This is a genomic window from Bacteroides ihuae (genome assembly GCF_900104585.1).
GTDB classification, from domain to species: Bacteria; Bacteroidota; Bacteroidia; order Bacteroidales; family Bacteroidaceae; genus Bacteroides; species Bacteroides ihuae.
On record NZ_FNVX01000005.1, the window covers coordinates 257,066 to 281,471 of the forward strand.

General features: G+C 39.5%; 12 protein-coding genes. All 12 read right to left on the minus strand.

All coding sequences use genetic code 11. The features are described 5' to 3' along the window. Nucleotides 1-2,445, minus strand: a complete 2,445-nt coding sequence (locus BQ5338_RS06675) for a glycoside hydrolase family 31 protein (protein WP_071146068.1) — start codon at nucleotides 2,443-2,445, stop codon at nucleotides 1-3. A gap of 49 nt (nucleotides 2,446-2,494) precedes the next feature. Next, the gene (locus BQ5338_RS06680) at nucleotides 2,495-3,082 is read right to left on the minus strand and encodes a DUF3237 domain-containing protein (protein ID WP_078063417.1); all 588 of its coding nucleotides are present in this window, start codon (nucleotides 3,080-3,082) and stop codon (nucleotides 2,495-2,497) included. Between the two features lie 57 nt (nucleotides 3,083-3,139). Next, nucleotides 3,140-4,936, minus strand: a complete 1,797-nt coding sequence (locus BQ5338_RS06685; protein ID WP_071146069.1) for an NPCBM/NEW2 domain-containing protein — start codon at nucleotides 4,934-4,936, stop codon at nucleotides 3,140-3,142. 41 nt (nucleotides 4,937-4,977) lie between these two features. Continuing rightward, entirely contained in the window at nucleotides 4,978-7,953 is a 2,976-nt protein-coding gene (locus tag BQ5338_RS06690; RefSeq protein WP_071146070.1) for a glycosyl hydrolase 115 family protein, read from the minus strand. A gap of 62 nt (nucleotides 7,954-8,015) precedes the next feature. Further along, entirely contained in the window at nucleotides 8,016-9,788 is a 1,773-nt protein-coding gene (locus BQ5338_RS16970; RefSeq protein WP_205409938.1) for a family 43 glycosylhydrolase, read from the minus strand. A gap of 12 nt (nucleotides 9,789-9,800) precedes the next feature. Continuing rightward, entirely contained in the window at nucleotides 9,801-11,183 is a 1,383-nt protein-coding gene (locus BQ5338_RS06700; protein ID WP_071146071.1) for a glycoside hydrolase family 43 protein, read from the minus strand. Nucleotides 11,184-11,213: 30 nt separating this feature from the next. Continuing rightward, nucleotides 11,214-13,259 (minus strand): NPCBM/NEW2 domain-containing protein, encoded by a 2,046-nt coding sequence (locus BQ5338_RS06705; protein WP_071146072.1) that lies wholly within the window; start codon nucleotides 13,257-13,259, stop codon nucleotides 11,214-11,216. A 146-nt stretch (nucleotides 13,260-13,405) separates the two neighbouring features. Continuing rightward, nucleotides 13,406-14,773, minus strand: a complete 1,368-nt coding sequence (locus BQ5338_RS06710; RefSeq protein WP_071146073.1) for a glycoside hydrolase family 43 protein — start codon at nucleotides 14,771-14,773, stop codon at nucleotides 13,406-13,408. 22 nt (nucleotides 14,774-14,795) lie between these two features. Beyond that, a complete protein-coding gene (locus BQ5338_RS06715; RefSeq protein ID WP_071146074.1) occupies nucleotides 14,796-17,945 on the minus strand; it encodes a glycoside hydrolase family 2 TIM barrel-domain containing protein in 3,150 nt (1,049 codons plus the stop codon). 92 nt (nucleotides 17,946-18,037) lie between these two features. Then, entirely contained in the window at nucleotides 18,038-20,488 is a 2,451-nt protein-coding gene (locus tag BQ5338_RS06720) for a glycoside hydrolase family 95 protein (protein ID WP_071146075.1), read from the minus strand. 45 nt (nucleotides 20,489-20,533) lie between these two features. Further along, nucleotides 20,534-22,120: a glycoside hydrolase family 43 protein gene (locus BQ5338_RS06725; RefSeq protein WP_078063418.1), complete on the minus strand. Its 1,587-nt coding sequence runs from the start codon at nucleotides 22,118-22,120 to the stop codon at nucleotides 20,534-20,536. Nucleotides 22,121-22,133: 13 nt separating this feature from the next. Next, nucleotides 22,134-24,131, minus strand: a complete 1,998-nt coding sequence (locus tag BQ5338_RS06730; RefSeq protein ID WP_235816386.1) for an alpha/beta hydrolase-fold protein — start codon at nucleotides 24,129-24,131, stop codon at nucleotides 22,134-22,136. Nucleotides 24,132-24,406 lie beyond the last annotated feature (275 nt).

The following is a 24,406-nucleotide window of genomic DNA, read 5'->3' on the forward strand; positions in this document are numbered from 1 at the left end:
CTATAGTTTAACTACAACTTTTTTTCCACTATAAGTTACAGCTTTATCCATTTTATCACCTGCGGCTACAACTACAACACTAAATTTACGAGTTGTAAGCATTCCCGGGAATGAGCCTTTACGGTCATTAATAGTTAATGACTTCTTTGCATCGTTCCAAGTAAAAGTTATCGTAGAATATACACCCTTTTCGTAGTTATAATTATCATTTTCATCTTCGTACAATGTAAACTCACCATTAGCTCCGGGGTAAATGCGAATTTCCAGGTTATCCCATTTCTTTTCGGTAGCATACTGTACTTGTGGCCCAAAAGGAACTATACTTCCAGATTTAATGTACAAAGGAATTTCATCGATTGTTGTTGCTCTTACTATTTCCTGACCACCATTAATTTTCTCGTTAGTCCAGAAATCGTACCATGAAGTGCCTTCGGGTAAATACACTTTTGTTGATTTAGCCTCGCTAAAGTTCACAGATTGTTCCTTATTTTCGCTATTTGCATCTTTTTTATCCCAACCGGTTTCAGCATTTGCTCTTAAAATAGTTTCCGGGGTATATTGCGCATTAATAATAGGAGCTACCAATATTGATTTACCAAACATATACTCATTGTCCATGTCTATAACTTTCTTATCATTAAAGTCCATCACCAAGGCACGCATAATGGTAGATTGGCTATTCGTAACCGACCAAGCAGTAGAGTAAATGTATGGCAAGAATGAATAACGCAAATCAATTGTTTTTGCTATCGCATCGTAGATCGTCTCGCCTTTTTTACCAAAGTTATATATTTCTCTTGGAATATCAGTACCATGCGAACGCATCATAGGGGTAAATGCTCCGAACTGGAGCCAACGAACATACAATTCTTGAAATGAAGGATTCTTCGCTCCTTCGCTCCATCCTCTGTTATAAGCACTTGCAAAAAAACCGCCAATATCAGTATTCCAGTATGGAATTGCGCTCATCGAAAAGTTGAGGCCTGCAGGTATTTGATTGCGTAACGATTGCCAAGATGAGTTGACATCGCCAGACCATGTATTGGCTCCATAACGTTGTTGTCCTGCAAAAGCAGAACGAGTAAGGATAAATACACGTTTATCGGAACTTGCAGCACGTTGGTGTTCTGCAACTCCTCCTACTGTCATCAATGGGAATGCGTTGCGTACCTTACGGAATGAGCCAAGATACGTTTTAAGATCGAAATCGGAAGGTTTGAAATCCAGATGGTCAGGTTCTGAAGAATCCATCCACCATCCGTCAATACCCAACGAGAAAAGTCCTTTGTCCAGATGTCTCCAGTATATATCGCGAGCTTCGGGGTTATATGGGTCATAAGGCTGAACACCAGATGGATATTCGCGGTTTGGAGGCCATGTCTCTAATCCCGATTGTGGCCATGTACCAAAGTTCAGAAGCATACCTTTCGGCTGCATTTCGCGAAATTGCTTTGTTTGAGGGCCAAATGAAGACCAAATGGAAATAATCACATGCGCATTCATATTGTGAATATCATCTACCATTTTCTTTGGATTAGGGAATTCTGTGTTGAGAAATTCCATGGCATTCCACAAGTAATTATTGCCCCAGTATTGCCAATCCTGAATGATTCCATCGAGTGGCACACCTATTTCACGGTATCTTTTAACTATTCCCACTAGTTCGTTTTGACTTTTGTAGCGTTCTTTACTTTGCCAGTAACCAAAAGTCCACAATGGAAACATTGGAGCTTGTCCTGTGAGTTCGCGCATGCTGGCAATTGATCCATCAATATTTCCACCAAGCATAAAGTAATAATCAATACAATCGCCAACATCTGATTTGAATGAGGTGCTTTCCGGCTTATCTTCAAATACTGTTGGGGAATAATTATCCCAGAATAAACCGTAACCTTTTGTAGAAACAAGGAAAGGAACGTAGTCGTCAGTATTTCCCTGTACCATGTTGATTCTTGCGTTACGCAGCGATAATTTACCTCGTTGTTGTTGACCCAGACCATAAATAGCTTCGTCCTTGTCAAGTGTAAACGATTGATTAATGGTATAAGTTTCTGATCCTGCATCATTGAAATCAGTAAATGTTGCACCCGATTCTTTCTCGCTTAAAAGTTGTGCTCCGGCAAGAGTAGCATAGGATATTTTACCCGACTTAACGTTGACATCAACTTTCATCTTTTGGCTTTTCAACGAAATAACGTCTCCTCGTCGACTAATTGCAAGCTTTGTAGCTTGTGGCTTCTTAACGACAGTTAAGCTCTCTTTAGTGAAAGCTTGTCCAATAGGTGATTTTATAACCCTAACAATGGAAGGTCCGTAAAACTGAATTTCAACATCGATTGAGTCGATTTTTATTTTTAAACCTAAATCCGTTTTCTGATACGATTGCGCTTGGCTACCAGTAGCAAAAACTATTAGTAATGAAAGTATTAAACTGATTTTCTTCATAAAATTAGTTATTAGTTAATCTATTTGTTTTAATATTCATATGTTTAATTTACAGCAACTTATAAACTTTAATCACGACATAAGGTTCCTCGCCAGGTTTCAACTCGGGTATTATTAATGTTCCAATAAAGATAGCATGATTAAGATAATCGTAAAGGCTATCTTTTGGTGCTTCTAAATCAAGAACAGACTTGCAATAGAAAGTCTTAGTTTTTGCATCGGTATGAATCAATGCCTTATTAACGACCTGAATTACATATCTATCATCTGTTTTCAGTAGATAACGAGCATCTAGTTCAGTGTCTCCATCGGGACGAACCAATTGACTGTCTTCTCCACCAGATAAGACTTCGCCTCTTATTTTTGGGCCGATAAATGTTCCTCCTGTAATCGGAATAACTCTTTTAACACCACGCTTGCTTTCGCCCACGGTTATTATATTAGCAATTTTCACCTTTGCTTCCCACATAAATTCAGTCTTGAAATCTTGGTAATTATTCCCATAATCTCCAATACTAACATTCTGGCCACTCAACGTTGGTGAATATAAAAAAAACACTGTTAATATATTGACAGTCAAAATCATCTTAGAAATTGATTTCTCTGCTTCAGTATATGTGCTTTTTGTTAGTTGCATTTTGCGTGTTTGTTTATTGAGTTAGATTATCTCTCCTTATTTATATGTTATAGCATATTAACGTAAAGGACTGATTCTATATAATCCGGCACCATGTTGAGATAATTCGCGACTGAAACTTTTTTTGAAAGTACCCAGATCTTTGTGACTCCACAAATCGCGTACTCTGGTTTTACCTTTTACACCTATGGCTTCGAAAATTACTTTTACATTAGCGGTTTCGGGAAGAACAATTGCTCCTTTGCTAACAAGGACCCCAAAAACAACCGAACCATTCATCGTTACAACCCCAGTTGCCGTAAAAGTATCATAACCTTCCGGCAATTCATAAATTATAATGGATTCACCATGGGTGCCAATACCCTCAGCTGGTTTATCATCTATAATAATCGGTTTATTGTCGCATGTTCGGTTCACATGTGTTTCTCCCCATCCGGCAGTAGCACTGATCCATTTCATCTTGGTAAGTTTAAGGTCTCCTTTTGGCCCATGAAGAATAGGATCGACCCACACTACATGATCCCAGTCGAAACCATTTCCACCATCTTTAACGAATAATACGAGTTTCTTTCCGTCTTTCACTGATACCTCTATCTTTTGAGAACTACCCTTACCTGCAATTAATGGGCTTGCATAGTCGGCATTGTTGAAATCAATATTGTCTCCTTTGCTTTGCGCATTGAAAAGTGCCACATATTTATCTTTACTATTAGGTATATCAGCAGTCCATACTATCAGGTTTTTATCACGAGATACCTGACGGTTGTTTGTACTTTGCTGGTTTACCTTCAACATCTCGGGGTTGGTGAGCATTTGTTTGGTAAAGTCATCAAGCTTAGTCATATCTCCACCGAAAATAAGTGGTGAACGGCCAATTGCCCACATGCTCATAAGCGTGTATTGTTCATTCTTAGTGAAGTTGGTAGGGCGTTTGAAATCAATCATTCCAATCGGAAGCATATCGGCATCCGGAAAATGTCCGGGTCCACGGTATGGGGTCCAGGCATCCATCCGCTCGAACATAGCTAACAACAACCCCCATCTATCCCAGAAGTCATCAGTAATACGCCACATATTGGCATGGTTCATTACATGCTCACCGGCTGTAATTGGCGTTGCGCCCGGAGACAAACTTAAAATTATCGGGCGAGCAGTTTTGTCAATAGCATTGCGGAGCGCTTCAATTTCGGCTTTTTGAACATCGTCGTAAGGACGCGAAATGTCGTCACACTTTATAAAATCGACTCCCCAATCGGCATACATCTGAATAATTGAATTATAGTAAGCCTGACCTTCGGGTTTAGTCGCATCAACGCCATACATATCGGGGTTCCATGCACAACGGGAGTTCGTTAATGCAATATCCTGAGCCTTTACCGTTGTACCGAGCACAGGAGTGTTTTTTTCAACAGCCTGACGAGGAATACCACGCATAATATGGATTCCAAATTTCAGTCCTTTTGAATGCACATAATCAGCAAGAGTCTTAAATCCTTTACCATCGATCGCTGAAGGGAATTTTTTCACTCCAGGGGTTAAACGTCCGTATTCATCCATTGTGAGTACCGCATTGGGATCGTAAGCATGTCCTTTCGCTTCAGGTTCGTACCATTGAATATCCACAGTAAGATATCTATATCCACTTGGCAAAAGATACTTTGCCATTGCATCAGCCTGTTCCTTGATTTGTTGTTCGGTTACAGTCGTTCCAAAACAATCCCAACTATTCCATCCCAAGGGTGGAGTCGTTGCCCATGCGTGATAATTCTTTTTTGGCTGTGCAAGAACAGTCCCTAGAGATGAAGGTAAAAGTAAAGCTAAAGCTAATAGAAAAATATAATATTGTCTTTTCATATTTGTATTAATAACTAAGGTTGATTCTAGTTAAATGCAGTTTATTTAGCATTGTGTTGAAGAGAAGGAACTCCGAAATAACTAAGATGATCGTTATCCGGGTTTACCACAATTCTCTCTAGAACAAGTTCCGGATCAATCATAAACACTTTCAGCGTGTGGAATCCGGGAGCAGCCACATCCAACTGAACGTCCAACCAACGAATATTATCAAAAATCTCATTACGACGCAGTTTTCCTGTTCCTACCAATGCAATCTCTTTATTGAGCGGAGGCAGTGGTTTCAATACTTTTGAGTTAGCCAGATTTGTTGGAGTATATTCGGTAAATGTATCTACCAATCCTTTACGTGCATCAAGAATTTGAGGTTCCCCATTATCAATAGACACAGCAATGCGCAAACCACGCTCCGGATTAACATCCTGAGTTGGAAGAATACCTATACAAAAAGTCGTTTTGCCTTGTTGATTAAGATACATTTTGTACTCCAAACGAGGAGCCGTTTTGGGTATTTCACTAGGAGCTGTAACCGGAAAAATTCCCATACAAGCTTCATCTCTACCCAAATCAGGGAGAAGTAACCATTTTGATTTCTTTCCCGCCACATTGGCATTGAATTTATTGGCTGGTATCGAGAATTCTCCTGTAAGACTTCCGAAATAGGGTTCTGTTGTTACCGGAATTATGGATTTAACAGCACTCACCTGAACCTGAACCAAACTATCGCCTTGTCTAATTTCAATCAAACCATCAGCTTTACCAACAGGCAAAGATTCCCAATCAATATCAACTATGATACGATTTTCTTTTTCTACAGTGCCTTTAGTTACACTTAATTTAATCCATGAATTATTGGCAACCGCATTGAAAGTGAATGCCCCCGTTCCACGGTTAAATACATCAATATAGTACGGTTTCTTGTTAAGACCATCGAATACGGGTAAAGCAGCTTTTTCTGCCGAAGCTGGCCATGCTTGTTCGCTACCTTCAACGGCAATGCCCATAGCCGGAGTAGGAAGCGGCGTTACATCAACTACAGCAGGCATCGTACTGGTAAGAGGCATAGACCATATTCTGTAACAGATATGTATGTCAGACATCATGTTTTTCCATTTTCCATCTGCCATTGGACCGTTGTAATAATCACTCAATTGTTTATCCAAATCGTAAAGATCACGAACGCGTTTAGCATAATCATTGGCACTTACACGTCCTTGCTTGGCATAAAGATTATTTTTATCTGCCGCGATGTACATTTCGGCAACACCGGCAGATGCTTTAGTTGGATATAATACCAACTGATAATAAGCATCTTGTGCTTCCGGAGCAATTTTAGATTTCAAAGCTTCCGCCTTATTAGCTACGTCACGCCAAAGTTGAATAACACGGTCGCCTTCATTATGATTCACAATGCTGAAAATGTTCGGAACCTGAGCTTCAGCTTTTCTCCAAAGATTGTATTTTGGGTATTTAGAAACAATATCTGCAATTTCAACAGCATGTTCGCTTCCAAAAGTTTTTGTTGCCCAGTCGATACTGTAATCCATGGTCTTATCAGCAGGCACTGCCTCCGGATTCCATGCATAGTGCATAATAAAGTCGATAGGAATTTCCTTGGGTTTAAGATCTCCAACGTTTACAACCCAAAGCTTATTGATACCAGATTGGTATGCCAAATTGAACTGCTCGCGTAATTTGGGTATGGTAGTGGTGTTAACCCAACGATCATTCCATGGTCCTCCATTCATGTCAATGTGATAATACAGACCTCCACCTCCTATTCTGTCTTTTTCTTTTAGAGGAAGGGTTCGTCGTATATAACCCCAGTTGTTATCGCAAAATAAGAGAATTATATCGTCAGGAACAGTAAGCCCGGCATCATAATATCGCTGAACCTCCGTAAAAATAGCCCATAGTTGCGGATGATTGGCAGGGTCATCGTTGTACACTTTCCGAATGATATCTCGTTGACTTTTCACTACATTTTGCAACGTTTTTATATTTTCCAAGTCTTCACCTTTACCCATAGCTACATCGCCATCACCACGCATACCCATCGTAATCACATTATCATAATTCTTGTTGCGATTGAGGCCTTCAAACCAAAACTTTTCAAGATTCGCACTGTTTGTAACAAAGTCCCACTCACCGATTTTCTGTTTGCGTTTAGTATATTCTTTTTGCGCCCGCATCATTGGTTCGTGGTGCGAGTTTCCCATTACAATGCCGTACTCATCTGCCAAAACCGGATTCATTGGATCATCTTCGTTAAATGCATTACCCCACATTGCAGGCCAAAGAAAGTTGGCTTTCAGACGCAAAAGTAGTTCGAACATGTTTACATACATTTTGGAATTAACGCCACCAAATTTCGCATTGCACCAGCCGGTAAAAGAAGGCGATTCATCGTTAATAAAAATGCCGCGATATTTTACTTTAGGCGAATCCTGAACAAATCTTCCCGCTTTCACATAGAGTTTATTGCTTTTCTTAGCAGGAACATCAGCCCAAAAATACCAGGGCGAAACACCAATTTTTTCTGAGATATCATAAATACCATAAATGGTTCCGCGTTTGTCGGCTCCGGCAACAATCAGATTGCCATCTACAGTCTGAATGACGAAAGACTCCCATTGACCTTTGATGTCGGATACGTTAATTTTTCTGTCGGCAATCAATTTGTCTATTAATTTGCTTTTACCGATTGTCCCAATTATGATTGAATGTGTTTCGGGTGTTGTTGATTCCTTCACTTTGGAAGCAATGCCTGAGACTTTACGAATGTCGTTACCTAAATTATTGGCTGCACGGATTACGCCCTTCCAGTCTGCAGCATCAACGTAGATTGAAGTAGCTTTTCCATTGGCAACAATTGTGAAGGCATTTTTTGATGCCTCGTGCTGAATATACTGAGATGGAATTCTGTAATTAACCTTATTAGATGCATTAACAGAAAATGATTTAATAAAAATAATCCCTGCAATAAGGAAGAGATGTTTTCGTTTTATATTATTCATATGAAAATTATTATTTACAGCTTATTCTAAATCATTTCTATTCATTGTCTCTTAATTCGTTTTTATTTTTTCGCAGGTACACTTATTCCTTCAGTTGTAAGTTTGATTGGTTTAATGCTTCCGTCAGGATTAAAGTAAAGGTATTCTGCACATACCTGACGTCTGCAATCGCCACCCGGAGTTCCGTTCAACGTATAAGAACCATCGTGGTAAAAGAAATACCATTGATTTTTGAATTCGATGATCGATGGATGAATAGTGAAACCATACTTTGCCGGACCGGTTAGTAATCCTCCATAGGTCCATGGACCGTTAATATTCTTAGCAGAAGAATAGGCTATTTGCTCAGCCTGCACTCCCGGGGCATCGGCGGCATATACCATGTAATAGAAATCACCCCGTTTGAAAAGCCATGGACCTTCCGAATAATTTCTGAATGGAACTTTGGTAACAGGACCATCGATCTCAACCATATTGCGTTTCAGTTTCACCATGTAACAGTCGCCATTGCCCCAAGCCATCCATGGAGTGCCATCGGCATCAATAAGAACAGTGGGATCAATATCTGAATTCGGTCTATGTGAATCTTTGGTCATATCGTCGGTGATCAGAGGCTTGCCGGGTAGCGCTTCCTTGAATGGACCGGTAGGGTTATCGCTTACAGCTACAGTAATAAAGTGGCCATTTTTCCCATCCAATGTGACATAGTCGTAGAATTTCCTGTCCTTCTCAATCACTTGTGCAGCCCAGGAAGCTCCACCGTATGCGTTTACGAAATCTTTTGCGGCCAAAACAGGACCATGCGCCTTCCAGTTCTTCATATCTGTTGTAGAGTAACACAGCCAACTTGGCATATTGAACCATCCACCAACCGAAGCAGCATCCTGACCTACGTATGCATAAACAGTACTGCCAATAACAGTCATTGCAGGATCAGCTGTAAAGAAGTCTGTGAAAAGCGGATTTTGACCCGTTACACGAGGCATTGCCTCGCCAGAAATTTTAACCTCATCTATCGCCCCATCAAGTACTTGGAGACTATTAGGAAAGCCTCCTGGAAATCCACGTCCAATTACCCACATACCTGCATTGCGATTTAAAGCCGAACCCTTGAAGGAAATTGTAGATGACTTTCCGAAGTTAGCTTGACCTGAAGGTTTCACTTCAAAGCGAAGTTGAGTTTGTCCACTCTTTGAATCATAGTCAGCTTGAGCACGAACATTATACCACTTGCCCGCTTCTACTTCATCTCCTGCTACAATACGACGAGGTATGCCGTCAGCACACATAACCTCAACAAAGTATTTTTTATACATATTGTCAAAGCCAATGGACAAATCGCCTACCAACTGCCCTTTCGCTCCTTCTTTGCAAAGATAAACCTGCTCAGTACCAAGTAAGTTACACTTCAAACTGGCCTCTATCGCCCAGCTTTTCTGCATATCGTAATAAGCCAATGGGCGATCGAATGTCACCACATACTCACCGTTTTTCAAGGAAAGTGAGCGGGTGTTCAGTTTACCATCAACCTGAACACTCGGGACATTGTCGGAAAAAACATTTGGTGATGTTCTTGAACCTTGTACTTGCAGGAAATTCCCTTTGCCTGACTCATCAAATACAAATGGCTGTGGCTCAATTGGACCACGGTTACCAGCAGTTAGAGCCTGACCTACTATAGGGGCTGATACAGAATCATCTTTGAGGTGTTTTATTTGTTCAAAGTTCCAATGAGCGAGAACCTCTCTCTGGCTGTATACATTGGTAACCGAAGCCAATATTAAAGTACTGAGAACAAATACCTGTTTATACGAGCAAATACTTTTTATATTCATAAAATAGTTTGATCATTTTAATTTCCACCAGTCGAAATTGAACAAATTACCTTCGCCTCCTTTGAAAACAAAGAATAAGTCGTGTACTCCTTTGACTTTATTCACCTTACACGATAGAGTTTTCCATATTTGATCACCATCTGTATTTTTTACTTCTAAAGTTCCTAACAAACTGCCGTTTTTTTCATCAATGCGAATTTCAATTTTTCCACCCTGCAATGCAGAAGCAACACTTGCCTCAAATTTCTTGGCACCTTTGCCAAAATCGACACTACGGACTTTGATATACTCGCCGTTATTAATGTCGGTAACATAAACGCCTGTTTCTTCATCTTTCGCGGTTTCAATACCTTCTTCCCATGCAAAGGTTTCAGCTTCAACTCTTACGAATGGATTCAAGTTACCGGCACTTTCTTTTACTCCCTCTTTGGTTGGAGTAATTAATGGAATAGATCCATCGGCATTAAAGGTAAACGGCTCAATACAAACTGAACGTTTAAAACCACTACCATCGGGCAATGCGGCATTGTGGTAAAACAAATAAGATTTCCCCTTAAATTCGATGTAACCCGGATGGTTAGTAAATGCTCCTCCTTCTTTAATTACGTGCATAATCGTATCACCGTAAACCCAAGGTCCGGTTGCACTTGTACTTGATGAATAGGCCAGATGCTCAGGAACACCACCGGCAGGATATAGAAGGTAGTACTTACTATTACGCTTGAATAACCAAGGACCCTCCTCGTAAGACGCTGTCCGATTATCTATTTTTTTTGCGCGATATCCGAAGTTTTCATCTTTCAAATCTTCCTTAACAATACCTGGTTCCTGATTATAAGAAATCATATCCTCATTTAACTTCACGTGCCAAAGGTTTGGATTACCCCAATAGAGATATGCCTGACTATTGTCGTCGATAAATACGGTTGGGTCAATGTAGCCATAGCCACTCAGCAATGGTTTGCCAATGGCATCTTTAAAAGGACCGGTCGGACTGTCAGATACTGCAACTCCAATGGCATTCTCACCGTTTTTTTGATTCACCGGTAAGTAATAATAGAACTTGCCGTTTCGGTAAATACACTGACCAGCCCAAGCATCGCCGCGAGACCATTCAAAAACCTTATACGACAGAATCGCACCGTGGTCGGTCCAGTTCACCATATCAGTTGATGAATAGCAACGCCAGTCGTTCATAGTGAAAAAATTTCGCACTGTTTTGTCCTCGTCGTGTGATGTATAAAGGTAAACTGTGCCGTTGTGTACCATAGGTGCAGGATCGGCTGTGTAATTAGTCTGAATGATTGGGTTTTGTGCGTTTAATCCCAATGGTAATATTGCTAATAAGATAAAGACTGTAATAGCAAACACCTTTATTAATGCTTTATTCTTCATTTTATATTTGTTTTTTTATCAAATTCGAATTTATTTCACAGAAGTGAATTTATAAAGAAGCACCCCGTGTGCCGGAATTTTAAGTGCAAGTTGTCCTGTTTTGGTATCGATGTTTTCAATATCTTTTTGTCGCCATAAATCACGTACTTGATACATCCCGTTAAGACCTATCTTTTCGAAATCTTTATATGCAAGGTTTACTATTTCCAGACCGAAATTGCAAAAACCTATAGCGCGACTACCATCTTCGAGTTCCTTTACATAAATACGTAAATCACCAATTGTATGCATGCAGGATGCTTGTTTGCCAAGCGGATCTTGATTAACTGCTATAACTTCATCATTGGTTAGTAAATTTAATGTGAAATCATCAAGTTTCTCCATGTCACAGCCAATGAGGAGGGGTGCAGAGAAGAGGCTCCATAGGCTGATGTGAAGATACTGCTCATCAGGTTTAAGTTTACTCGGATGTGAATTTCCCCACCCAACGGTACCAACGACAAGCATATCAGGATCGTTCCAATTTCCAGGTTTGGCATAAGGAGCTGATTTATCTTGGTCAAGAGCAATATTCTTCACGCTTGTCCAAGTGTCGGTAATATCATTGGTTGTACGCCAGCAATTGCCGTTAACAGAATCACCCCACTTCCATACATCCGACATTCCGTACTGACATACGCTAAATATAATATCGCGGGGCTGTTGGCGAAGATATTCACCCATCACCTTAAACGGTTTAATGGCGGTATTCAATTCACTTCCACCATTGTACGACAAAGACGATACTTTATATGGATCGTTGTTTGGCAATCCATCGATTACATTACCATAACTGCACCAGTCGTATTTAAGATAGTCAAATCCCCATTTGGCATAACTTTCGGCATCTTGCTTTTCGTGCCCGTAACTACCTACGCAGCCACCACATGTCCACGGGCCTGGACTTGAATAGAGTCCAATTTTTAACCCAAGGTCATGCACATAATTGGCAAGGGATTTCATATCTACAAACCGTGAGTTGGGGATGATATTACCAGCTTCATCGCGAAATTCTCCACGCAACGACTGATCTTTGGAATCTCGATTGTTTTCCCAGAAATCGTCGATATTAATATACGTCCAGCCGTGGTTGATAAGCCCGCTTTTCACCATGGCATCAGCTGCGCGCTTTACCTTATCGGCAGATACTTCTTGAGCAAAACAGTTCCAACTGTTCCATCCCATTGGTGGGGTTAGCGCAATACGGTCTCCACAGACAATGCGCAATTTTTTTTCCGCCTTGCCTTTTGCGTTTTTTGCAGTTAGGGCAACAACAAAAGTTCCTGTTTTGGAAAGTTTACCGGTTATAATTCCGGTTTTAGAGTCAATCTTTAATCCTGGAGGTAGTCCAGTAGCTGAAAAAGTTATTGGACGGTCACCAGTTACCGGTACAAGAAATTGAAAAGGAGAACCTGGACGTGCGCCAAAGACACTCGCACCATTAATTCTTGGCCAAGCGGGGGGGGGAGGAGTTAGAATATAAGGTTCGCTTGCCACAGGATTGTAGGTAATAAAGGTATCTACACCCGTAGTCTCGAATTTTGCATCGGCCCAATCTGCATGATCATAATAATTTCCGTTACCACCGTCGGTTACCACTAATTCAAGTTTTTTTATTCCAACAAGCGGAACTGAACACGGTATGGCAGCATCTCCTAAACGCATTATACCGCTTGACCATAGTTTCTTTCCATCGCCATATATTACGAATTCAGAGGCTGGTTCATGGCCTGCAATCTCATCATCAATACCCACCTGTGCTGTGAACGAAGTTGCTTTTCCATCTAATAGAATCAATAATGAACTCTCTGCATGTGTTCCAAATCCGCGCTCGAAAGTTTTACCTTTGATTGTCATAACCTTGCCATCAACAGATTTATTCTTCTTCGGTACTCCATACCCTTGGGTAGCGGCACTGAGATCCAATTGATCAAGCCATACAGTCTGAGCAGATAAGTGATTGATTTCCATCAGGCTAAATGAAATAAAGAGACCAATAATGGTCGCAAATCTAATGTTGTTTGTTACTACTTTCATTAAATAATTATTTTTTGATTTATATTGTAATTACGATATTATCCTTCAAATCTCACCTTTTATTTATTGGGTTCAAAGGGATCATTATTGCATTTTTTGGGAATATCCTTTATTTATATTGCGATTCGTTGAATTTAAAAAAACCTTTATTTAGTGTTAAATGTCCACCAATCGAAATTGAACAATTCTTTTTCACCCTTGAAAACGAAATATAAATCGTGAATACCGTTAATGTGCTTAACAGAAGTGCTAAAAACTTTCCAGACATCTCCTTCGCCAGAGGTGTTAACATTAACTATCCCAATTACAGGGCCATCAATCTTGTCAGTATGGACTTCAATTTTCCCACCATATAAAGATGCTACACTAACATCAATTGATGCTGCGCCTTTAGAGAAATTTACACCTTGCACTTTGATATAATCTCCGTTATGGATAGAAGAAACAAAAAGCCTGTCAGCTATCTTTTTCCCTTTGTCCCAAGATACGTTTCTTTCCCATTCAGTGACAAGTTCAGTTTTAAGCCCTTCGCTAAAAGCCATTGTTTCGGCTTCGATACGATTGTAAGGATTCACTGTGCCAAGCTGTTTGACACCTGTGGTTGACCAAAACGGAAGCTTCTGAATGGAACCATCGGTATTATATTTTAGATTTTCAATACATATTGAACGTCTTTCGTAATGCTTCAACATAGTTTGTTTTAGAATAGCATAATTAAAGCCAAACACGTACGAATTTCCTTTGTAATCGATAACCCCCGGATGATTTCCGTTTGAACGTTTATCACCTTCCATTATCATACCTTTATATTCCCAAGGGCCTGTCGGAGAACTACTCATTGCATAACCGATGCCTTCAGGGCAACAGGTTGAAGCATAAGCCAGATAATAGTGTCCATTGTGTTTCCATACCCAAGGGCCTTCCTGATAATTGTCCGGTTTAGTCGGTTCATTTATAATTTCGCCTGAATAGGAAATCATATCCTCATTCAGTTTTACATAGTAAAAGTTCGGATTTCCCCAATAAAGATAAGCCTGTCCATCTTCGTCAATGAGTATTGTTGGGTCAATGTCTAGCATACTATTCTTGATTAGAGGTTTCCCAATAGGGTCTTTAAAAGGTCCATAAGGACTATCTGAAACTAATACGCCTATACCAATACCGTTCGGCATAGGGCAATACATATAGAATTTATTGTTGCGTTGAATGCACTGTGGTGCCCATGCCCCATTGTCATAGGGTACCCATTTAAAGTCTTTTAAGGAGGCGATTACCCCATGATCGGTCCAATTAACCATGTCGGTGGATGTGTATAGTAACCAATCTTGCATTTTAAAACCAAAGGCATCATCTTCGTCGTGACTGGTATAGAGAAAAACCGTGTCGTTGTACACCAATGGAGCGGGATCGGCAGTGTAATTCGTTTGGATAATCGGATTTTGTGCATTACCAGCAAGAGGCAGATTTACGACAACTATAAAGATTGAAACAATGATGAATAGACTCTTTTTCATAAGATATAAATTTTATTGAAGATTAAAACAAGTTAATCGTATAAGTGAAAGAAGTGGGTTCGGCGAACACTTGGAATTGTTTAAGCGGACGCGGGCCACAACTGGCTGATCCTACGCCTAAAGTTTTGGTAGAGATGCAGAATACTGTAGCTGTGCTTGCAGGCAGATCAATTTTATATTCTACAGGATACATTTGCTCATCAGTATGTGGAAGGGCTGCTACTTGCATCAATTTTTCATCGGATTGTATTAATAAAGAAGGCATGTCTTTGCCGCTTAATTTTGCCCATCTTACTTCTTCATGATTTCCGCGTTCCATCGGTTTTTCGTATTCATATTGTTCATTTACACCCAATTCATAAATGCCCACTTCTGCAGAGCTTTTGCGGTCGGAATAATTCTCGAAAGGTCCACGGCCAAAGAATGTCATGTGATCAAGCTTTTTATCGAGCATCATACGTACGCCTATACGAGCCAAATTTATTCGGAATCCAACAAAATGAACCTGATTATCTACTTTTATAGAACCATCACCCTTTACTAAATAGGTTGCCGTGTGATAAACTCCAAAGCCTTCTTTACCATCTGCCTTTGTTGTTGAAGTTACCTTCACTGAAGAATTATCAACAGTTTCTACTTTGAAATCAAGCAATGTATATTGAAGTGTCGTTACACCAAACTTCTCCCATTGGCGATAAGTCCAGTCGTCGTCATTGCGGTGAGAGGCACGCCACAAATGTAACTTCGGAGAACCATCGGCAGTTAAAAGGTTGGTTCCATTTTTTATAAGCTGATTCATCAAACCGCTTTTCTTATCGAAACTTACGGCAAAATCTTTCCCTGAAATTGTGACTGTTTGTGCATTTTGGACCAGCTTTACTGGTTGCGAAACTCTTGCTTCTATTACAGGAGGGGTGTTGATGGGAAGTTTAATTTGCTCAGATGCTACTTCAAAACCTTTATCAGCCCAAAGTGTTTTCTCCTTTTGTTTATATGAAATGCGCAAAAAATATTCTGCCCCAGCTTTAGGATGTTCTATTTTATATGGAATCAATGCTCTGCCAACGCTTCGGGCATTGATGGGCTGCATTATATTGATTACGCCCTTGTCTATTTCTGTTCCATTCTCGGTCAAACTCCATGTTGCCTCAAAGCCATTCAAAGAAATAAACTGGAACTTATTCTTAATCGTGATCATTCCAGCGATTGGATCCGATAATTCGGTATCAATCCATTGGAATGCTTTCTTCATTTCAGGATAATGCGGCTTAACTTGGTTTCCTTCCGTAGAACGGTCATAAGAAACCACTCCTTTGTGGATAAAATAATGGTCGTTAGGCTGTTCTCCAAAGCCACCGCCATATGCTAAGATTGGGTGGTTTGGGGTGCGCTTGTTCCACAATGCCTGATCCTGAAATTCCCAGATCGCACCACCTAATATCTCCGGAGTATTATCAAACACTTTTGAATATTCATCTAATGAGCCCATTGAGTTGAACATAGCATGAACAAACTCACAAATGTAAAGCGGTTTGGTCATTCCCCAGTTTTTTACCATTTCGGCGTAATCGGCGGCACTACCATACATGCGGCCTTCCAAATCGGCAGGATTTCTACTACCTATACCAAAACGTTCATAATGAACAAAACGAGTGGAGTCAAGAGCTTTAACTGTAGACATGGCTGCTTTCAAATTTGTGCTGATTCCGCCACCTTCATTGCCAAGTGACCAAATAATCACGGATGGATGGTTCTTAAAGTTTTCAACGTTAGCCACATTGCGGTCAATAATAGCTGCTTTTATTGTTGGCTCTTCATCAAACCGAGTATCATAACCATGATATTCCATATTGGCTTCGGCTACTAACCAAATGCCCCATTCATCGCATAGTTCGTACCAACGAGGGTCATTAGAATAATGGCTTGTACGTACATGGTTGCAATTTCCTTGTTTTATAACTTCCAAATCGCGAATCATTTGCTCTTCGGTGATGGCATGTCCCACATCCGACCAATGTTCGTGTCGGTTTACACCTTTCAATTTTATTGGTACCCCATTTACCATAAATATCCGTCCTTTGATTTCTATTTTTCGAAAGCCGATTTTTGATGATAATATTTCTCCTTCAGAGTTAGTCAATACAACCGTATATAAATTAGGTGTTTCAGCAGTCCACTTTAGCGGGTTTGTTACCTGCATTTTCACATTCAGTGATTCTTCCTGATTTGATTTGAGAGACACTCCTTTTGCGCTACCTTTGGCTATTTCTTTGCCTTCTTTGTTGTAAAGAGTAGCCATGAATGTTTGAGTTTTGGCCGTTTTATCACTATAATTCTTTATCTTGGCGGATACATCCAGCGTCGCATCTCTGTAGTCTTTATCTAAATCTGTTTTTATGAAAAAGTCGCGAATGTGTACCTGAGGGGCACTCCAGAGTGTTACATTGCGGAAGATTCCGTGCAGACGCCACATATCTTGATCCTCCAACCAAGTACCCGAACTATATTGATATACTTCTACGGCTATCATGTTTTTACCTGGTTTCAGATATTTGGTAAGATCGAAATCTGCAGCATTACGACTATTCACGCTAAAGCCTACTTTTCCCCCGTTTACCCACAAAAAGAAAGCACAGTCAACGCCATCAAATGTGATGAAATTGCGTCGCCCTGCCCATTCGGTTGGCAAATTGAATTCTCGACGATAACTCCCCACAGGGTTTCGCTCTTTGAATGATGTGTACCATGTATCCGGCTCGCTCATCACATGCGGATAATCTTTCTTAATGGTATAACCCAAATTACGATAAAATGGTGTGCCGTAGCCTTCTACCTCCCAATTGGAAGGTACCTTGATTTCTTTCCACTCCGAGACATCGCAATCAGACTTGTAAAAATCGATTGGACGTTTTTCGGGTGTTGGCACCCAGTTGAATTTCCATAGCCCATTTAAACTGAGACAAAGTGAAGAGGCGTGTCGTCTGGCGGCCAAAGCTTCTTGTAAGTTGCCATATGGCATTAATGTGGCGTGATATGGTTCTTTGTTTATCCCGAGTAATTCAGGATTTTCTATCTCTGGCGGAATAGGGCCTCCATTGGTCGGTTGAGCGTAAATTCCATTGGTGGAAAAAAAAGATAGAAAAAGAATCGTTATAAATATGTTTTTTGTCATTAGTATTCGATTTTCTTTATTATTAAGGTCTAAATAGTATTTTCAATTACTGTTTTGGAAATACTCGATATTAGTATGATTATCTATTGTTGTCATCTGCCAATGATGATTTTATTTCCTTTTTTCATCGGAACATCATATTCGTACACTTTCTTCAGATTTGAAATTGAAAGAGGGAATGTTGCATGATTTAGAGGAGTTTTAATTTCTGAAGTTGCATAAAATAGATTAGCATTCTTACCTTTGGCTTCCTTAAGCCCCTTAGCTTTTAATGGATAATATGAGCGTATACGGCAATTTCCCGCTATTGAACAGTTTATCACAGCTTTGGATAATTCGTTATTTTCCCATTGAATATCAACTTCAAAACCACCCCTTGCTTTCAAGCCCTTCACACTACCGGTTTTCCACAAAGAGGGTAATGCCGGCAACAGATGAACAGCGCCATCTTGACTTTGCAACAACATCTCGGCAATGCCGGAAGTGCATCCAAAGTTGCCATCAATCTGAAAAGGAGGATGAGCATCAAATAAATTTGGATATGTACCACCCTGCTGAGTTCCGTTGGCTTGAATAGAAGGCGTAAGCTGGTCTGTTATTAGCTTTAGAGCATGATTTCCATCAAGTAGACGTGCCCATAAATTTACTTTCCATCCCATTGACCACCCTGTTGACTCATCTCCACGAGCTATTAATGAAGTTCTTGCTGCAGAGAATAATTCAGGAGTTCGGTAAGGAGATATCTGATTGGAAGGGAATAATCCGTACAGATGTGAGACATGTCTGTGATTGTCGGTTTTTTTGTCCCAATCATACATCCATTCTTGCAATTGTCCCCATTTGCCAATTTGCATCGGAGGTAATCGTTTTAATGCATTCTTAATTTTTATTGTCAATTCTCTGTCTACACCCAGAATCTCTGCCGTTTTAATGGTTTTTGTAAATAAATCGAAGACTAATTGGTTGTCCATAGTGGTTCCTGCAGATATAGATGATTCTGGATGAACAGATGGAGCATTTTCAGGTGAAACAGAAGGGCAAACGACCAACCATTTATGCTGAGGCTCTTCTACCAAGAAGTCGAGGAAAAATAGCGAAGCTTCTTTTATTATAGGATATACCGATTGAAGATATTTTTCATCAGCACTGTATTCGTATTTATCAAAAAGATGCTGACTGAGCCAAGCACCACCCATTGGCCACATTCCCCAGAAAGCACCATCTATGGGAGCAGTAATTCTCCATATATCCGTATTGTGATGCAATACCCATCCATTTGCTCCGTACATATCTCTGGCTGTTTGTTTACCTGTCACCGCAAGTTCGCGAATCATTTTAACCAGTGGCTCATTCATTTCGCTAAGATTGGTAACCTCAGATGGCCAATAATTCATTTCTGTATTAATATTTACAGTGTATTTACTATCCCAGGATGGAGTAATTTGGTCGTTCCATATTCCTTGCAGATTGGCGGGCTGTCCACCGGGTCTGGAAGATGATATTAGTAAATATCGTCCAAACTGGAAGTAGAGTGCTACCAGTTGAGGATCATTGCCTTTGGCAAATTCAGCCAGACGGATGTCTGTTGGTTTATTAACAGCATCAGTTGTTCCAAGATTGAGGTCTACTCTTCCAAAATAGTCTTTAAAATCAGTGATGTGATCTTTTAGCGCCTGATCATAGTTTTTCTTTAATGCATTTTGGAGGTATGTAGTTGCCTTTTCAGAGGCATTGCCACTTATATCGTTATAATTCTTAAAGTTAGAGGCGATAGAAATATAAATAGTCGCTATATCAGCCTGGCTGACGTTTAATGCTGTATCATTTGCGGTCACATTACCTCCTGAAGTCAGAATTTTCACCTTGGTTTCGAACATTACATTGCCTTTAACTGATTCAAAATCACTCGTTTTACCGGATAAAATAAGTTCATTGTTACCCATTGTAGATACGTTGACTTTCGAAGGCCTGTTCATCGAAGCAGAAAAGTTTATAGAACCTGGTTTGTCAGAGGAAATCCGTGCTATGATAACTTGGTCTGGGAATGACGAGAATACTTCTGTAGTGTAGTTTACACCTTTCACACTATAATGTGTTGTTGCGATAGCTTTCTCTAAGTCCAATTCCCTATAATATTTGGAGTAGTTTTCATGCTCTGGGAATGAAAGCTTGAGGTTGCCAACTGTCTGATAGGGCATCCCTTGAGACGTTTTACTTATCATGTTGTGGTTAACCAAATCCTGCGCTTCTTTATATTTACCTTCAAAAACAAGCCTTCTGATTTCTAATAATGCTTCTTTAGCATTTGGATTGTCATTGCGATTCGGCTGTCCGGCCCAAACTGTATTCTCATTGAGCTGAATTATTTCTTTAGACGGATCACCAAATACCATTGCTCCCAAGCGTCCGTTTCCTATAGGTAGTGCTTCAACCCATTGCTTTGCAGGATGAGCATACCAGAGTTTTAGATACGAATCATTTTGAGCTGAAATATTAATTGCTAAAATCAGTCCAATTATTAAATTTAGGATTTTATTTCTCATGCTTTAGTTTATTCGTCATTGAATATTTGATTTTAATCTCTCTTCTTATTTATTCTTTTCCTGAGATATTTTATCTTTAATATGAAAATAGTCAAAATCAACAAAGCCTCCCGGATTTTTTGTGGCATAATTGAATAGTCCGAAACGATACCCCATAAAATGTGGTATTGTGTAAGACATTTTAAGTGAATTGCCTATTGATATCCATGATTGACCGTCCAAACTATAGAAAAAGTTTGCTCTATCGGTGCGTTCTCTGAAATCACAATCTATTTTAAGATAAACCTTATTTTGAGATAGTGGTATCTTGTTTATTTCGAGAGCTTCACCGGATTCTGCATTTATCATAACAATTGATTTGCCCTTATTTTCGGCTTTTACTCCTACCAATCCATAATTTTTTTGAAGTAACCCCAAACCTGCAAAATCACCGTCGTGCATATTAGTTATGTCTATTGAAGTTGATCCTGTACATTCCGGTCCTATAGTGCGTTGAGTAAGTGTGTTTTTAGCCATAAGGAAAGATGGATCAGCACGCTCTGTTGTAAGACGGAGATAGCCTTTTCTTTTTGTTACCGACCAGAATTTATTGTCGGGGTTGTGGTTCCACTGCCAGACTAATGGCAGGGCTGCATCTCCTTTTTTTCGATTGAAATCATCAGAAGCTACAATTCCCGGAATTAAGCTTTTGTTCGCTGGCAGATCCAGCTTTTCCGGAACTTTGCCATTTTCACCGAGAATAGGCCAGCCATCTTCCCATTTTACTGGCACAAGATAAGGTATACGGCCTACAGAGCCAAAGTCTCGAAATAGATACGCATACCATCTCCCATCTGGAGTATCGATAAGCCCTCCTTGAGCCACTCCTTTATCTTGTAGAGCCACTCTGCCTTCATAAGGTCCTGCTATTTTATCAGCTTTGTGAACAATGACAGTACGCATTCCGTTTTTCGGCCATGTAATGTTGAAAAGATAATATTTTCCATTAATCTTGAACAGCTGAGAGCCTTCAGCTGGAAGTCCTCTATTCGCACCTGTAGATAAACTTGCATTTTCAATAATTACTTGTTCCTTTGTCCCTGGTTTTATGCCTGATGCATCGGCATTCAGTTCTACCAATTTTAGATTTTCGTTTCCATAAATTAGATATGTGCGACCGTCATCGTCAAAGAATAGAGAATGATCGTGGAAGCTTGGTGCGAATGTAAATTCTTTCCAAGGTCCTTTTTCTATATTTTTAGTTGAATATATATGCGTTCGACCTGTGGCCTGAGCGAAAGTACTTACATAATAGCTTCCATTATGATAACGCAAGCTGCTAGCCCAAGAACCTCTACCATAGTTGCTTTCTCCATTATTAAGAGACAGTGGCGCTATTGTATCAAGAACATTGTATGCATAATTAATAATCTTCCAGTTTACTAGATCTGTAGATTTCATAATTGGAACTCCCGGACTCATATGCATTGTAGTGCTACTCATGTAGTAGTTATCACCTATGCGAATTATAGACATATCCGGAACATCTGCGTAAATAATAGGGTTATGAGCTTGTTTCTCTTGTGCAAATGCCGGGTTGCATACTATCAGCGCAACAAAAGCTGCAATACCTAAAAGTGTGTTTCTTACCATATTGTTTTATTTGTTATTTGAATAATAGTTGAGCGAAATTATAGAGATTATTTCTCCATACGGGCCAACTATGTCCTCCAGGATATTCAGAGTAAGTATATTTAATATTCAAATTATCAAGTTTTGAAAGCATGGTTTGACAATTGTTATAGGCAATATCCTCTTTACCTCCCATTGCAATCCAAAACTGTTTTAAATTACCATTAATCAAGGCCGTATTATTCTTCATATACTCGTACTGAGCATCTGAAATAGTTGTTTGATTAGGCAACCATCCCGAGCTAAACACTCCCAGAGAAGAGAATAATTGTGTATTATAAATACCTGCATATAGCGTTTGCATACCTCCCATTGACAAGCCAGCTAATGCGCGATTATTCGAATCTGTTTTTGCTCTGTAATTCTTCTCTATGTATGGAATGACACATTGCTTTAATTCTTTTTCAAATAGCTCAAGAAAATCTCCACTAAAACTTGGTGCTATATTTCCATCAAGCATGACTATAAGCATAGGATTTGCCTTTTTCTCAGCAATTAAATTATCAAGGATCAAATCAGTTTTTCCTTGAGTAGCCCATCCACGTTCATCTTCTCCGCCTCCATGTAACAGGTATAATACAGGATATTTTTCATTGGAGTTGATCTCATAATTGGCTGGTGTATAAATATAGAACTTGCGCCAAGAGTTGCTCACGGAAGAGTAGTAACGTTGAATTCTTATATCTCCATGTGGAACATTTTTTTCCGCATAATAATCTCCTCCTTTAAAAGGAATCTCAATGCCACTTGCCATTCGACCCATGCCATAAAATGTTTCACTGGCAGGATCTGCTACTGAGACTCCATCAATTATTAGGGAATAGTAATGGAAGCCTTCTCCTAAAGAATCAGTCGTTATTTCCCATATTCCATCTTTGTTTTTAACCAGATCATACTTTTTTCCTAAATCGATCTGTATTTTCTGTGCTTCAGGAGCATTGATGCGAAAAATGGCTCTATTATCCGGAGTGATTTGAGGATATTTAGCTCCTCTTACATTTGAAGATGCAGCCACTCCTAATTGAGTATATTGATTGATTGTGTTTGTGCTGACAGGTTTAAATAATAATTGTGAGAATAGGTACAAGTCATTCTTCCAAACGTTGAAGTCATGTACTCCCGGTTCTACATGAAAGATATGTTGCACATTGTGTTTTTCAAGATAGTCGTGTGTTCTTTTGCTGAAAAACATCAAATTGTCGTTATTACCACATGATATCCATAGTAATTTCAGTTGTTTTTTTGCTATTTCCGGATTAGGAATCAATGTTTCGGGTGTTTTGGTATTGGGCGCAGATGAAAAGCCTCCAATCCAAGCAAATTCATTCAAATTTCCTAGTCCGAAATTAAGTGATTGTCCCCCTCCCATTGAAAGACCTGCAATTGCACGACTTTCACGATCTTTTATTGCTGGATATTTTTTCTCAATAGAAGGAATTAAATCATTTAATAGATCTTTTTCGAAAGTCGCGAATGCTTCTACTTTTTCAGGAGACATGATATTTCCTGATGCTCGGTCATCTTTCATTGCTCTTCCGTTTGGAAGTACAACGATCATTGGTTCCAATTTATTCTCTGCATATAGATTGTCCAAAATGATTTCCGGATGTCCGTTGTTTAACCATTCCTTCTCATCTCCACCAATTCCGTGTAAGAGATATAATACAGGATATTTTTTCTTGGCTGAGAAACCGGGAGGGGTGTAAACCAATGCTTTACGCTTGTTACCTACAGTTTTTGAACTATACGTAATTGTATCTATCTTGCCTCTAAGTATATTTGCTTTTTCAATATCAAAACCTGCAGGAGCTTTGAAAATGGAGGTTTGCGCTTGTGTACACAAGCAATATGCGAATGCACATAACAAGAAAATTCTTATGCGTTTCAAGGATAAAGGTGATCTCCAAGTCTGCACATTCAAAGAAGCTGTTGGCAGAATTGGCATTGGTAAGCCGGCTAATTTCTTTTTCATAATAATTCGTGTTAATCATAATTCATAGGCAAAGCTAATCAGTATTTAATTAAAATAAAAATAAATGAGTTACATGATTTTAAGGCTATGTTACATTTTCCATTAAATCGATTATTTTATTCACAATGGCTTCTAAAAAATAGCATGATGGATCTTCAGTTTATCTTTGGTTTTTATTGTCTATTTTTAAGAGATAACTCTTTTATATTCAGATGTTTATAATGTTTTTGTGTTACACTGTTGAAAGATTAGGTAACTTGTTTTTGTGTGTGAGG